5 protein-coding genes are annotated in these 15,267 nt (G+C 74.1%); all 5 read left to right on the plus strand.

Translation table 11 applies throughout. The annotated features are described in order from the left end of the window. A partial coding sequence (locus ACH4VX_RS19405; protein WP_398368620.1) for an SDR family NAD(P)-dependent oxidoreductase occupies nucleotides 1–2,764 on the plus strand: 2,764 nt, incomplete at its 5' end. Between the two features lie 91 nt (nucleotides 2,765–2,855). Further along, nucleotides 2,856–10,094, plus strand: a complete 7,239-nt coding sequence (locus tag ACH4VX_RS19410) for a beta-ketoacyl synthase N-terminal-like domain-containing protein (protein ID WP_398368621.1) — start codon at nucleotides 2,856–2,858, stop codon at nucleotides 10,092–10,094. A gap of 31 nt (nucleotides 10,095–10,125) precedes the next feature. Next, nucleotides 10,126–11,745, plus strand: a complete 1,620-nt coding sequence (locus ACH4VX_RS19415; protein WP_398368622.1) for a PfaD family polyunsaturated fatty acid/polyketide biosynthesis protein — start codon at nucleotides 10,126–10,128, stop codon at nucleotides 11,743–11,745. Continuing rightward, nucleotides 11,742–13,460, plus strand: coding sequence for an acyl-CoA dehydrogenase family protein (locus ACH4VX_RS19420; protein WP_398368623.1), 1,719 nt, complete (start codon nucleotides 11,742–11,744; stop codon nucleotides 13,458–13,460). Before ACH4VX_RS19415 ends, ACH4VX_RS19420 begins: the two co-directional genes overlap by 4 nt. Continuing rightward, nucleotides 13,460–15,265 (plus strand): acyl-CoA dehydrogenase family protein, encoded by a 1,806-nt coding sequence (locus ACH4VX_RS19425; RefSeq protein WP_398368624.1) that lies wholly within the window; start codon nucleotides 13,460–13,462, stop codon nucleotides 15,263–15,265. The genes ACH4VX_RS19420 and ACH4VX_RS19425 overlap by 1 nt, the downstream gene beginning before the upstream one ends. The last annotated feature ends 2 nt before the right edge of the window (nucleotides 15,266–15,267 follow it).

The following is a 15,267-nucleotide window of genomic DNA, read 5'->3' on the forward strand; positions in this document are numbered from 1 at the left end:
CGTCACCTTCGTCGCCGGCACCACCACCACAACCCCGGCCCCGGCCCCGGCCCCCACCACCGGACCCGACGCCGACACCGTCCGCACCACCCTCCTCGAGGTCGTCGCCGACAAGACCGGCTACCCCGCCGACATGCTCGACCTCACCATGGACGTCGAAGCCGACCTCGGCATCGACAGCATCAAACGCGTCGAAATCATGGGCGTCATCCAGGAACACTTCGGCGCCATCACCACCGCAGGACCCGAACAACTCGCCGAACTGCGCACCCTGGGCGACATCGTCGACTTCGTGGCGGGCGCGGGTGTGCCCCGTACCGCCCGGCGTGAGGCCGCGTCCACCGGGTCGTCCGAGGACCATCCGCCGGAACCGTCGTCCGACCAACCCTCGCGCATCGGCCGGGCACAGGCCGCGCTCGTCACACTTCCCGCTCCCGACCCGCTGCTCGACGCCTACGCCCCGGACCACGGCGCCCTCGTCGTGGACGACGGCTCGCAGCTGGCCGCACAGCTCGTCGAACGGCTCACCGGCACCGGCCGGCGGGTGCACACCCTGCGTCTGCCGGGAGTTCCGGCGCACTCGTCCGGCGTACACGACCACGCCCTCACGGGATGGGGCACCACCGAACTCGCCGCCCAGGTCGAGGAGATCTTCACCGACCGCATCGCCCTGGTCGTCGACGTCACCGCACAGTCCCGCGCCGAATGGGCCGAGGGCACACGGCGGCTGGCCCACTCGCTGCTCCTCGCCCGGCATGTCGTACGGCCGCTGAGCGAGGCGGCGGAGCACGGCCGTGCCGCCTTCCTCACCGCGACCCTGCTGGACGGCGCCTTCGGACTCACCGGGGTCGCCGAGGAGCAGGCGCCGGCCGGCGGAGTGGCGGGCCTCGTCAAGACGCTGGCGCTGGAGGCGCCCGCCCTGTTCTGCCGCGCGGTCGACCTCTCCCCCGCCCTCGACGCCGCAACCGGGGCCGCACTGCTGCTGGACGAGGCCGCCGACTCGGCCCCCGAGCCGGTGCAGGTGGGCCTCGACGGGACGCGCCGGGTGGGTCTGACGCTGGGCGAGCGGCCGCTCGCCGAGGACGTCCCGGAGGTCGGCGCGCCCACCTCCGACGACGTGCTCGTCGTCACCGGCGGCGCGCGCGGGATCACCGCCACCTGTGTGCTCCACCTGGCCGAACGGCACCGGCCGCACATGCTGCTGCTCGGCCGCACCCCGCTCGACGAGGAGCCCGACTGGGCGCGTGGCGTCCCGGACTCCGGTCTGAAGGCGGCCGCGGCGGCCTCCCTCACGGCGTCCGGCGAGAAGCCGACCCCCAAGAAGGTGGGGGTGCTCGCGGCGGCCGTGACGGGCAGCCGCGAGATCCGGGCCACGCTCGACGCGCTGCACGCGGCCGGCAGCAAGGCCGAGTACCTCGCCGTGGACATCACCGACCAGGCCGCGACGGCCGCCGTGCTCGCCCCGCACCGGGACCGGGTCACGGGTCTGGTGCACGGCGCCGGGGTCCTCGCCGACCAGCTGATCGCCAACAAGAAGGCCTCGGAGATCGAGCGGGTCTTCGCCCCGAAGCTGGCCGGACTGCGGTCCGTGATGGCCGCGCTGCCCGCCGAACGCCTGCGTCACGTGGTGCTGTTCTCGTCGGTCGCCGGATTCTTCGGCAACCAGGGGCAGTCGGACTACGCGATGGCCAACGAGGTGCTCAACACCTGGGCCGCGTCCGCCCGCCGGCGGCTGCCGCAGGCCAGGGTCACCTCGCTGAACTGGGGCGCCTGGGACAGCGGCATGGTGTCCCCGCAGATCAAGGCGGTGTTCGAGGAGCGCGGCATCCCGCTCATCCAGGCACCCGAGGGGGCCCGGCTGTTCGCCGACCAGTTCGCCCCCGAGCGGGCGGCGGACACGGTCACGGTGCTGGGCCCGACGACCCCGCTGAGCTCGCGGGAGCGCCCGGCGCCGGCCGCCGGGGCGACCGTACGGCGGTCGCTCACGGAGCTGGAGGGCACACCGCTCGTCGCCGACCACCTGATCGACTCGGTGCCCGTCCTGCCGGCGGCCGTGGCCATCGGCTGGGCCCTGGGCGCGGTGGAACACGCCGAGGGGCGGCGCGCGGTCCGGCTGCGCGACTTCTCCGTGCACAAGGGGATCGTCTTCGACGGCACCCGGCCCGAGGAGTGCCGCGTGGTGATGACCCCGGCCGACGGCGAGGTGAAGGTGGCCGTCCGGTCCGTGACCGAGGACGGTTCGGTACGGCCGCACTACGCCGCCACGGTGGTCACCGGCACCCCCCTGGCACCGGCCGCCCCGCTGACCGGGCTGCCCGCACCGGGCACCGGCCGGGACGCCGCCGGTCTGTACGAGGACGGGACGCTCTTCCACGGGCCCGCGCTGCGCGGACTGCGGCGGGTGCTCGCCGAGGAGGAGTCGCGGCTCGTGCTGGAGTGCGAGCCCGTCGCGACGACGGCGGAAGCCGCCGCCACGTCCTGGTACTCGGCGGGTCCCGCGGACCTGTTGCTCCAGGCCGCGCTGGTCTGGGTGCGCCGCTTCCGGTCCGCCGCCGGGCTGCCGCTCGCCGTGGGCGGAGTGGAACTGCACGCGCCGCTGACCTCGCCGGGGACGTTCCTCGTCGTGGTGGAGCCGGTGCGGCACGACGGCCCGGACTCCCGGCTCACCGTCACCGCCTGTGCCCCTGACGGCCGGGTCCTCGCCCGGTTCACCGATGTGTCCGTGGTCTCGGCCCCGCAGCTGGCTGCCAAGTTCGCGGGCTGACCATGGCCTGTGCCGGACGTACCGCGCGGGCGGCGGTTCGCCGCCGCCCGCCCCACAGGATCCCCCGTTCGGGAAGGAACCTCTCCCTGTCATGAGCAGATACGCGATCGTCGGGATCTCCTGCCTGTTCCCCGGCGCCCGGACTCCCGAGGAGTTCCGGCACAACCTCCAACGCGGCGCGGACAGCCGCCGCGACGGCGGTGAGGAGGTCTTCGGGCAGGCGCTCGACGAGCGTGACCTCGACCCCCGCCACCGCATCACCTCCCGTCGCGGCGGGTTCGTCACCGGTTTCGAGTTCGACCCCACCGGCTACCGGCTGGACCCCGGCCGGCTCTCCCGGCTGGACCGGATCTTCCACTGGTCCCTGTACGCGGCCCGGGAGGCGCTGCGCGACTGCGGCGTGGACGAACGGCCCGAGACACTGGCCCGTACCGGCCTGGTGATGGGCAACTACTCCTTCCCCACGCCCGCCTCGGCCGAGGTCAGCGTCCCGCTGGCGCAGGAGGCCGTGCTGGCCGGGCTGCGCCGCGCGGACCTGCCCGAGCTGGCCGGGCTGCCGGGCGCCCGCCCGCTGATCGACCGGACGGCCGTCGTCCCGGAGAACCTGCGGGTGAGCGGATCGCCCGCCGCGGTCACCGCCGCCGCGCTCGGCCTCGGCGGGCCCCGCTACTGCCTGGACGCGGCCTGCTCGTCGGCGCTGTACGCGCTCAGCCTGGCGTGCGGTCATCTCGCCTCCGGGCAGGCGGACCTGGTGCTGGCGGGCGGGGTCTGCGCCCCCGATCCGACGCTGATCCACCTGTCGTTCTCCGATCTGCACGCCTATCCGGAGAACGGGTTCAGCCAGCCCTTCGACCGTCGTTCCGGTGGCATCGTCACCGGTCAGGGCGCCGGCATGGTCGCGGTCAAGCGGCTGGCGGACGCGCTGCGCGACGGGGACCGCGTCCACGCCGTGGTGGACGGCATCGGGCTGTCCAACGACGGCTCCGGACGCCACCCGCTGGTACCGCGCAAGAGCGGCCAGCTCGACGCGCTGGCACGGGCGTACGCGGACGCCGGGGTGGACCCGGCCGACATCGACTACCTGGAGTGCCACGCCACCGGCACGCCGATCGGGGACACGACGGAGGCGGAGTCCGTCGCCGAGTTCTTCGGCGCGCACGGCGAGGTGCCGCTGCTCGGCTCGGTCAAGGGCAACATCGGGCATCTGCTGACGGTGGCCGGCCTGAGCAGTCTGCTCAAGGTCGTCCTGGCCATGGACGACGGCACGATCCCGCCGACGATCGGCGTGGCGGAGCCGGTCACCTCCCCCGACGGACGGGTCGGGGCACCGGTCCTGGTGCGGTCCGCGCGGGCCTGGCCCGAGGGACCCGGCCCGCGGCGGGCGGCGGTCTCCGCGTTCGGGTTCGGCGGCACCAACGCGCACGTCGTGCTCTCGGACGCCGCCTCCGTCGCCCACGGCGACCCCGCCGAGCCGGCCGAGCCGGCCGTGCCGCCCGCGCTGGACGTGGTGGGCCTGGGCGCGTACTTCGGGTCGCTCGAGTCCCTGGACGACTTCGAACGCGCCGTCCACCGGGGCGAGGACGATCTGCGTCCGCTGCCCGAGCAGCGCTGGCGCGGCCTGGACCGCACCGACGGCGGCACCCTGGAGGAGGCCGGTCTCACCGGCGGCGCACCGCACGGGGCGTTCGTCGACGGCGTCGAGGTGGACCCCGTCGAGCTCCGGGTCCCGCCGTCCGACCTGCGCATCTACAACCCGCAGCACGCGCTGATGACCAAGGTCGCCGACGAGGCGCTGCGCGACGCCGGCTACCGGCTCGGCGCCGGGGTGGGCGACACCCCCGACCCGCGCCGGGTCGCCGTGGTCGTGGTGACCGAGATCGAGCCGTACACGCACGCCCGGCTCAGCCGTTACGGGCTCGGGGCGTTCCTGCGCCGCGAGTTCGACGAGGCGGGCGTCGAGCTCACCGAGGAGCAGCGGGCGGCGCTCGCCGCGATCTCCCGGGACGCCGTGGTGGACCCGATCGGCGCCAACGAGGTGCTCAGTTACATCGGCAACGTCATGGCCGGGCGGATCTCCTCCCGGTGGAACCTGACCGGCCCGTCCTTCACCCTCTCCGCCGACGGCACGGGTACCGCCGAGGCCCTGGAGGTCGCGCGGCTGCTGCTGCTCGACCCGGATCTGGAGGCGGTGCTGGTCGGCGCCGTCGACCTGGCCGGCTCCGCGGAGAACCTGCTGACCGGGCCGGACCTCGTCGCCGGGCCGGGACTGTCGTTCAACGACGGCGACCGCGGCCGGCGGGTCGGCGAGGGCGCCGGCGCCCTGGTCGTCACCCGCGCGGACGCGGCCGGGAGCAAGGGCCGGGTGCACGCCCGGATCGACGGGATGGCCGTACGGTACGCGCCGGCGGACGGCGACCTGCCCGCGGCGGACGCCGGGGAGCTGGCCGGGGCCGCACGGGCGGCCCTGGAGCAGGCCGGCATCGGCGCCGCCGACGTCGGGTATCTGGAGGCCCACGCGGACGGTACCCGGGACACGGACCGTGCGGAGATCGCCGGTCTGGCGCGGGTCTATCGCGCGGGCACCGGCAGCACCGCCCTGGGCAGTGTGAAGGCGCAGCTCGGCGACGCCGGGTGCGCGGCCGGGATCGCCGGTCTCATCAGGGCCGTACTGTGTCTGCGGCACGCGTATCTGCCCGGTACGCGCGGCTGGCGCCGCCCCGTCGACGACCTCGCCGACGACTTCGCGGCCTCCGCCTTCCACGTGCCCGAGACCTCGCGTCCCTGGCTGCGCGAACGCGCGGGGACCCGGCGCCATGCCGCGGTGAGCATGCTGGGCGCGGGCGGCTCCCACGCCCATCTCGTGCTGTCCTCGGTGCCCGGCGCCGACCGGCCCCGGTCCACCACCGACTGGTACCGGGCGGGCGGTCCCGTCCTGCTGGCCGTCGGCGCGGACACGTCGGACGGGCTGGTCGCCGAGGCCGGACGGTACCGCGCGCTGCTCGACGACGGCGCCGATCCGCACGCCCTGGCGCGGGAGGCGGCCGACCGGCTCGACGGCCGGCGGCTGCGGGCCGTCCTGGTCGGCCACGACCGCGAAGAGCTGCTGAAGCAGCTGGAGTCGATGGTCCGTGACGTGCCCGTGGCGCACGCCGAGGGCAGGGAGTGGGCCACCCCGGCCGGTTCCTTCTTCACCCCCCGGCCGCTCGGCCCCGAGGGGCGGGTCGCCCTGGTCTACCCGGGCGCCTTCAACAGCTACCCGGGGCTCGGCGCGGACCTCTTCCGGGCCTTCCCCGCCCTGCTGGACCGCTTCGAGGGACAGGCCGCCGAACCGGCCCGGATGCTGCGTGCCGCGCACCTGTACCCGCGGACCCGTGAGGCGCTCACCCGGCGCGATCTGATGCTGCTGGAGGAACGGCTCGGCGCCGACGTGCCGTTCATGCTCGCGACCGGCACCAGCTTCGCCATCCTGTACACCGCCCTGGTGCGCGAGGTGCTGGGCATCACCGCGCACGGCGGGTTCGGCTACAGCCTGGGCGAGTCGAGCATGCTGTTCGCGACGGGCGGCTGGGACCCGGCCGGCCGCAGCGACTCGCTGATCAGCGACAGCCCCGTCTTCCAGGACCGGCTGTGCGGCCCGCGCCGCACCGTGCGCGAGGCGTGGGGGCTGCCCGGGGAGACCCCCGACTCGTCCGTGTGGGCCTCCCACATCCTGCTCTCCCCCGCCGAACCGGTGCGCGAGGCGCTCACCCGCCACGACCGGGTGTTCCTGACCCACGTCAACACGCCGGGGGAGCTGGTGATCGCCGGTGACCCGGCCCAGTGCCGGGCGCTGATCCAGGAGGTGGGCTGCCGTGCGGCCCGCTCGCCGGTGAACGTGGTCATGCACTGCCCGGTGGTGGACGCCGAGTTCGACGGTCTGGCCCGGCTGAACGACTACCCCACCGGTTCCTTCGGGGACCTGGAGCTGTTCAGCGCGTACGACTACCGGCCGCTGCCCGCCGAGCGGCTGGCCGAGTCGCCGCGGCGCATCGCGACGACCCTGCGCTCGACGATCGACTTCCCGCGGCTGGTGCACGCGGCGTACGAGCGCGGCTACCGCTACTTCATCGAGGTGGGCCCCGGCGCCACCTGCTCGCGGTGGATCCGCGACACGCTCGGCGACGCGCCGCACATGGCCGCCTGCGTGGACCGCCGCGGGGTGTCCGCCACGACACCGCTCGCCCAGCTCGTGGCCCGGCTCGTGGGACACGGACTGCCGGTGGACCTGACGGCCCTGTCGTCGCCGGAGCGGGCCGCGCGGCCCGCTCCGGCGGCGGCGCCCCGCCGTCTGCCCATGACCCGGGTGGGTCTGGGCGAGCCCATCCCGGACCGTGTCGCCCGCGAGGCGGCCGAGGCCCTGTCCGCCCTTCGTCCCGTCGCCGCGGCGCCGTCCGCCGGCCGGCCCGAACCAGCCGTCACAGTCCCGTCAGTCCCGCCGGAGGTGCCCGCCGCCATGCCCGCCGACCCGACCCTCGAGATGTCCGAGGTCATCACTTTCGACGGGGAGCCGGCCACGGCCCTGCCCTGGTCCCCGTCCGCCCCGGCCGCCACCGCCGAACCACCCGCCGGCCCGGACCGTACGGACCCGTCGCGCACGCCCGTGCCGACGGCCGCCCGCACCGGCACAGGACCCGCCGCGGACCTGGTGCGGGAGCTGCGCCGGGAGATCGTCGCCGCGCACGGCGTGGTGATGGAGACCCACCGGGTGCTCCAGGCGGCCACCCTGGACCGCACGGAGGCCCTGCTCGGCGCACCCGCGCCCAACCCGCCCGCCGCACCCGCCGCATCCCTCGCACCCGCCCCGCCCGCCGCGCCGGCGCTCCCCGCCGCACCACCCGCCGCACCACCCGCCGCACCACCCTCCGCGCTGCCCGCGGCACCGCGCGGGAGCGACACGGCCGACGGTGTGATCTGGAACGAGGCGGACCTGCTGGAGTTCGCCACCGGTTCGGTGGCCAAGGTCTTCGGCCCCGAGTTCGCCGAGATCGACACCTTCAAGGCCCGGGTGCGGCTGCCGGCCCCGCCGTACCACTTCGTCACCCGCGTCACCGCACTGGACGCGAAGCCGGGCGTCCTCGAACCGGCCAGGATCACCACCGAGTACGACGTGCCCGAGGACGCCTGGTACGCCGTGGACGGCGGGGTGCCGCCGGCGGTGACCGTGGAGTCCGGGCAGTGCGACCTGCTGCTGGTCGGCTACCTGGGCATCGACTTCCGCAACAAGGGCGAGCGGGTCTACCGGCTGCTCGACAGCTCGCTGACCTTCCGCGGCGGACTGCCCACCACCGGGCAGACGCTCCGCTACGAGATCTCCATCGACCGGTTCGTCCACCAGGGCGACACCACGATCTTCTTCTTCAGCTACGACTGCTACGCCGACGGTGAGCTGATCCTCGAACTCCGGGACGCCTGCGCCGGGTTCTTCAGCAAGAAGGAACTGGACACCCCGCTCGGCGTCGTCATCACCGACCAGGACCGGGCCCGGCGCGCCGCCCTGCCGAAGGGCACCTTCAAGCCCCTCGCGCAGGCCCGCAAGAACCGACTCGACTCCGCCGACCTGGAGTTGCTCGCCCAGGGCCGGCCCGGTGACGTCTTCGGCCCGGAACACGCGCAGGACCCCGGCATCAACCCGGCGCTGCGGCTGCCGGACGCGCGGCTGCGGATGGTGGACGAGGTCACCGTCGACCGCAAGGGCGGGCCGTGCGGGCTGGGCTCGATCAGTGCCGTCAAGCATCTGGAGCCGGATGCCTGGTACTTCACCTGCCACTTCCCCGACGACCCGGTACTGGCCGGCTCCCTGATCGCCGAGGGCGCCATCCAGATGCTGCAGATCTACCTGATGCACCAGGGCATGCACCTGACCCTGCCGGACGCGCGCTTCCAGACGGTGACCGACCGGCGCATCGACGTCCAGGTGCGCGGCCAGGTCACCCCGAAGGACGCCGAGATCCGCTACGAGGTGGAGGTCACCGAGCTGACCCTGCTGCCCCGGCCCACGGTGATCGCGGACGTCCTGATCTACCTCGGTGACAAGCCGGTGGTGCGGATGCAGAACCTCGGTCTGCAGATCGTGGAGAAACCCGGAACCCCGTACCGGCCGGAGACCGGCGGCGTCCCCGCGTTCCTCGGGCGCCGCAACCGCGACGGCGAGCCCGCCATGATCAACGAGCTGCACCTGGCGCACTCAGCCAAGGGGCTGCTGGACATGGCGATGGGCCCGGAGTTCGAGATCTACCGCACCAGCAGGGCGCCCTACATCCCCAACGGCGACTTCCAGTTCGTCGACCGGGTCATGTCACTCACCGGCACCCGCGGCGATCTGAGCCCCGGCTCCGAGATGGTCACCGAGTACGACTCGCCGGACGACGCCTGGTACTACCTCCAGAACTCCGCGCCGTACATGCCGAACTGCGTGTACATGGAGAGCTCGCTGCAGGCGGCGATCTTCCTCGGCTACTACCTGGGCGCGACGCTGCGCGAGCCGCAGGAGGAGTACTCCATCCGCAACCTGGACGGCCGGGCCACCCTGGTCAAGGACATCGACCTGCGCGGCAAGACCGTCCGGCACCGCTCGAAGCTGCTGATGACGAGCGTGGTGTCCGGTGCCGTACTGCAGAACTTCTCCTACGAACTGTCCGCGGACGGCGAGGTGTTCTACACCGGCGAGTCGCTCTTCGGGTACTTCAGCGAGTCCGCCCTGGCCAACCAGGTGGGTCTGGACAGCGGCACCTACAAGCCGACCTGGATCGAGGAGGAGAAGCCGGCGCCGGAGCGGGTGAAGCGGATCGAACTGGGCCCGGACGCGCCCGCGTTCCGCGACGCCTCCGGTGGCCGGCTGCACCTGCCCGGCGGCCGTTTCGACCTGGTGGACCGGGTCGACCTGGTCGCGGACGGAGGCCGCCACGGCGCGGGCTACGTCCACGGGTACCGCAGCATCCGCCCCGACGAGTGGTACTTCGACTGCCACTTCCACCGCGACCCGGTGATGCCGGGCTCGCTGGGCGTCGAGGCGGTGCTCCAGGCGCTGCGCCTGTTCGTCCTGGACCGGGGCCTCGCCCAGGGCATGACCCGGCCCCGCTTCGCCCTGGCCACCGACGTGGAGATGTCCTGGAAGTACCGGGGGCAGATCCTGCGCGACGACCGCGAGCTCTTCTTCGACGTGCACGTCAAGGAGGTCCGCGAGGAGGCGGGCCGGCTGCTGCTGATCGCCGACGCGGACCTGTGGAAGCCGGGGCTGCGCATCTACGAACTGACCGACGTGGCCATCGAGGTCCGTCCGGATGCCGACTGACCGCAGGCACAGCCAAGGAGCCGTGTTGTCCATGAGCACCACACCCGAGACGCTCCGCTGGTACGGGGGCGGATATCCGAGCACCGACCCGGCCGGCATCCAGCAGGTCCTGGCCCAGCTGGAGCAGCCCTGCTTCATCGTGTCCACGGCGCAGGGCGTCGGCGCGGCCGCCGGAGGCACGGCGGCCGCCGGCGGGGACGGACCGGCCGTACTGGCCGCCGCCCCCGCCCTGCCGCCGCACCGGCTCGGCTCGGCCGCCTTCCGTGCCGCGCACGGAGTGCGGCAGTCCTACATGGCCGGCGCGATGGCGGGCGGTATCGCCTCCGCCGACCTGGTGATCGCGCTGGCCCGGCAGGGCTTCCTCGCCTCGTTCGGCGCGGCCGGTCTGCTGCCGAAGACCATCGAGGAGGCCCTGGCCCGCTTCGCCGCCGAGATCCCCGGCCTGCCGTACGCCGTCAACCTCATCCACAGTCCCAGCGAGGAGCGGCTGGAACGGGAGGCGGTCGAGCTGTTCCTGCGGCACGGGGTGCGGTGTGTGGAGGCCTCGGCCTTCCTGGGCCTGACCCCGCATCTGGTGCGCTACCGGCTGGCCGGGCTGCGGCGTGAGCCGTCCGGCCGGATCGTGGCCGGGCACCGGATCGTCGCCAAGGTGTCCCGGTCCGAGACCGCCGAGCGGTTCATGCGCCCGGCGCCCACCGCGATGGTCGACGCCCTGCTGCGGGACGGATCGATCACCGCCGAGCAGGCGCAGCTCGCCCACCATCTGCCGCTCGCCGACGACATCACCGTGGAGGCGGACTCCGGCGGGCACACCGACCGCCGCCCGTTGCTGGCGCTGTTCCCGGTGATCCTGCGGCTGCGCGACCAGATCCAGCACGAGCACCGCTACGCCGTCCCGGTCCGGGTCGGCGCGGCCGGCGGCCTGGGCACCCCGGCCGCCGTCGCCGCCGCCTTCTCGATGGGCGCCGCCTACGTGGTGACGGGCTCGGTCAACCAGTCGTGCCTGGAGTCCGGCACGTCCCCCGCCACCCGTGAGCTGCTGGCGCAGGCGGAGGTCACGGACTGTGTGATGGCGCCGGCCGCCGACATGTTCGAGATGGGCGTCGAGCTGCAGGTGCTGCGCCGCGGCTCGATGTTCCCGATGCGCGCCGCCCAGCTCTACCAGCTGTACCAGGCGTACGACGGCATCGAGGCGCTGCCCGCGGTGCAGCGCGAGCGGCTGGAGTCGCAGGTCTTCCGGCGTCCGCTGGAGGACGTCTGGGAGGAGTGCGTCGAGTACTTCGGCCGGCGCGACCCGGACCAGTTGCGCCGGGCCGCCGACAGTCCCAAGCGGCGGATGGCGCTGGTGTTCCGCTGGTACCTGGGCATGGCCTCCCGCTGGGCGGTGACCGGACAGCGGGACCGGGCCGCCGACTACCAGATCTGGTGCGGTCCCGCGATGGGCAGCTTCAACGCCTGGGTGTCCGGCAGCTATCTGAAGACCCCGGAGAACCGGACGGTCGCCGACGTCGCCCACCACCTGATGCGGGGGGCGGCCTTCCACACCCGGATCGCCCAGCTCGCCACCGCCGGCGTCACCCTCCCGACGTCCGTGGCGGACTACCGCCCGGTGCCGCTGGAGCCGGCCGTCCTCACGGAGGCCGCCCGATGAGCCAGGCACCCACACCCGAAGAGGTCGAGGAACTGCTCGGGGACCCCGGGGACCCGGCCAACCCGCACGGTTTCGCCGCGGCCGTCGCCCGTGACGAGGCCGACGCCCATCCCGACGAGCTGTGCCGCGCGCTGGTCTCGGCGGGCTTCCACCTCAACTACCTGCCGAGGGAGTGGGGCGGGGCGTTCGACTCGTTCGACCGCGGGCTGACCCTGGTGCGTGCGGCGGCCCGCCGGGACGTGAACGTGATGCCGGGCACGATGTTCGGCATCATCGCCGCCACCTGCCTCCAGCTGCACGGCAGCGAGCGGCAGCGCGAGCGGGTGGCCCGGATCCTGACCGGCGGGGGTTCGGTGGGGTTCGCCCTGACCGAGGCCGCGCACGGCAGCGATCTGCTGGCGGGCGAGGTGCGGCTGGACGCGGACGGACGGCTGCACGGCGAGAAGTGGATGGTCGGCAACGGCATGCGCTGCGACGCCCTCTACGTGGTGGCCCGCACCGGCGAGCGCGGCCCCGGCGCCTTCTCCGCCTACCTGCTGGACCCCGGCGCCGACGGGCTCGTCCGCGAGCCCGCCCCGCGCACGGGCGGCATGCGGGGCGTGGACACCGCGCGGGTGCGCTTCGACGGGGTGCCGGTGCCGGCGGACGCCCTGGTGGGCAAGGTGGGCGAGGGCCTGGAGGTGGCGATCCTCGCCCAGCAGGCCGTACGCCTGATGAGCATGGCGGGCAGCCTCGGCTGCGCGGACACGGCACTGCGTCTGACCCTGGATTTCGCCGCCGCACGCGAGGTGGCCGGCACGCCCCTCGTCGAGGCGCCGCACTCCCGCCGGGAGCTGGCGGTCGCCTCGGCGGCACTGCTGGCGGCGGACGCGGTGGCGCTGGCCGCCGCCCGGGGCGTGCATGTCGTGCCGGAGGTGTTCAGCGTCTGGGCGCCGGCCGCCAAGCACGTGGTGGCCGAGGCGTGCGACGAACTGGTGCGGCGCTGCGCCGGCGTCCTCGCCACCCGCTCGGTGCTGCGGGAGGGGGCGCCGGGCGCGGGGCTGTTCCAGAAGCTGCAGCGCGACACGGCGGTGGTGCGGGTGATCGACGCCAGCCCGCTGGCGAACCTGCGCTCCTACGCCGCCCAGATCCCCACCCTCGCCGGCCGTCACGAGCAGCCGGGACCGGACACCCTCACCCGTGTCTTCCGCCTCGACGCCGAACTGCCGCCGTACGAGCCCACCCGGCTGGACCTGGTCGTCCGCGGCGCCGACCCCGTACTGACCGGACTGGGCGGGATCGCCGGGCCCGTCCGCGCGGAGCTCACCGATCCGCGCGCCGCGGCGCTGGTGCGCCGGGTGTCCGACGCCGTCGCCTCGCTCGGCGCCGAGGCCGCCTCGGCCCGCCGGCGCGGCGGAGACCCCAACGCCCTGGTCGACGTCGCCGAGCGCTACGCCTGGCTGCACGCCGCCGCCGCGTGCGTCCACCTGTGGTGGGCGAACCGGCACCGGCCGCTGTACGGCGACGAGCCGGGCGCGTCCGGCTGGCTCACCGCCGTCCTGTCCTTCCTGCTCGCCCGGGCCGGCGGCATCGACCCCCGCCGCCACGGCCCCGACCTGCTGCCCGCCCTCGACACCGTGGACGCCCTGCGGAAGGGCAACCGGCTGATGACCGCCCTGCCCGTTCCCCTCGCCCCCGTCACCTCCCGCCCGTACGACCCGATGGAGACCTCCTGATGTCCCAGGCCGAGCTGACCGATCTGGCCCGACGGTTCGAGCAGTACCTCGGCGACCCGCACGACCCGGCGAGCCGGATGCCGTTCACCGCCGTGCTGGACCACGACGAGCACGACACCTTCCCGTACGCCTTCGTCGGCATGCTGCGCCGCTGGGGCTTCCTCGACTACGGGCTCCCGGCCGAACAGGGCGGCAAGGCCGGCAACCCGGAGACCGGCTTCACCCTGATGCGGCTCGTGGCCCGCCGCGACGGCGCCACCGCCATCGCGCTCGGTCTGACCCAGGCCGCCTTCACCCCGGTGTGGATCGCCGGCACCGACGAGCAGAAGCGGCGCCAGATCGACGACATCCACGGCGGCGTCGGCCTGTCCTGGGGGCTGTCCGAGGCCGCGCACGGCAGCGACCTGCTGAACAACGAGGTCGTCGCCGAGCGGGTGCCGGGCGGCTACCGCCTCACCGGCGAGAAGTGGCCGATCGGCAACGCCACCTACTCCGACCGCATGGTCGTCTTCGCCCGCACCGGGCCGCGCGGCGGCGCCGGGGACTACTCGATCCTCGTCGTCGACAAGTGGCGGGCCGAACCCGAGACCGTGCGGGAGACCCACCCCGTCAAGCAGCACGGCGTACGGGCCCTGGACCTCAGCGGCCTGAAGTTCGACGGCGTGTTCGTCCCCGACTCCGACCGCATCGGCGCCGAGGGGCAGGGCCTGGAGATCGCCCTGAAGACCAGCCAGACCGCACGTCTGGTGATCCTCAGTCTGGCCCTGTCGGGGGTGGACACCTCGCTGCGCACGGCCCTGGAGTTCGCGCAGGACCGGGTGCTGTTCGACCGCCCCGTCGTGGAGGTGCCGTACACCGGGCGCCAGCTCGCCGAGTCCTTCGCCGAGCTGATGATCGCCGACGCGGTGTGCCTGGGCGCCGTCCGCAGCCTCCAGGCCTCCCCCGCCCAGGTGAGCGTGTGGTCGTCGGTGGCCAAGTACGTGGTGCCGACGCTGCTGGAGGAGACCCTGTCCCGGCTGAACGTGGTGCTCGGGGCCCGGGTGTTCCTGCGCACGCACCCCCGCTTCGGCATGCACCAGAAGATGCTGCGGGACCTCCTCGTCACCAACATGGCCGACGGCAACACGGTGGTGAACCTCCGCAACATCGGCCACCAGCTGCCCTCGCTGCTCCAGCAGGCCCTCACCGCCGAGGCCGGCACCCGCGAGGCGGCGGCGGAACGCGTGGCCGTGCTGTACGGCATGGACACCGAGCTGCCCAGGTACCGGCCCGCGGAGCAGGAGCTCTCCAGCCGGGGCATGGACGACGCGGTGCTGGCCGCCCCCGACTCCCTGGACCGGCTGCGGGCGCTCGCCGAGAAGGCCACCGACAAGGACCGGGACCGGTTGCTGCTGGCGGCCGACATCGCGGGTGAACTGCTGGACCGGCTGGGTCCGTTGCGGGAGCGGCAGCGCGTGCTGCAGGCGGACCTCGGCCGTGGTTACGCCCACTCGGCGGAGCTGTTCGACCTGGCGCAGGAGTACTGCCTGGTGCACGCCGCCGCCGCGTGCGTCCACACCTACGTCCACTCGCACGGGGTCATGGCCGACCCGCTGCCCAGCGCGGCGCTGCTCCTGCTGCAACTGGAGCGGCTGCGCCTGCGGTTCGCCCCGTACGAGCCCTACCGGGACCCGGACGCGGCCGACGAGGTGCTCGCCCTGCTGGTCCGGCTGCACTCCGAGAACCGGCTGCTGTCCCACTGGCCGATCACCCTGGCCGAGCGGACCGCGTCCACCGAGGACGTCCGCCGCGCCGAGGCCCGCTGACG

The sequence above is a fragment of the Streptomyces sp. NPDC020731 genome (genome assembly GCF_044334705.1).
Lineage (GTDB): Bacteria > Actinomycetota > Actinomycetes > Streptomycetales > Streptomycetaceae > Streptomyces.

What these genes read in the sequence shown, in the direction of transcription:
- ACH4VX_RS19410 (WP_398368621.1), top strand. Translation starts at nt 2,856, where the DNA reads ATGAGCAGATACGCGATCGTCGGGATCTCCTGCCTGTTCCCCGGCGCC.
- ACH4VX_RS19415 (WP_398368622.1), top strand. Translation starts at nt 10,126, where the DNA reads ATGAGCACCACACCCGAGACGCTCCGCTGGTACGGGGGCGGATATCCG.
- ACH4VX_RS19420 (WP_398368623.1), top strand. Translation starts at nt 11,742, where the DNA reads ATGAGCCAGGCACCCACACCCGAAGAGGTCGAGGAACTGCTCGGGGAC.
- ACH4VX_RS19425 (WP_398368624.1), top strand. Translation starts at nt 13,460, where the DNA reads ATGTCCCAGGCCGAGCTGACCGATCTGGCCCGACGGTTCGAGCAGTAC.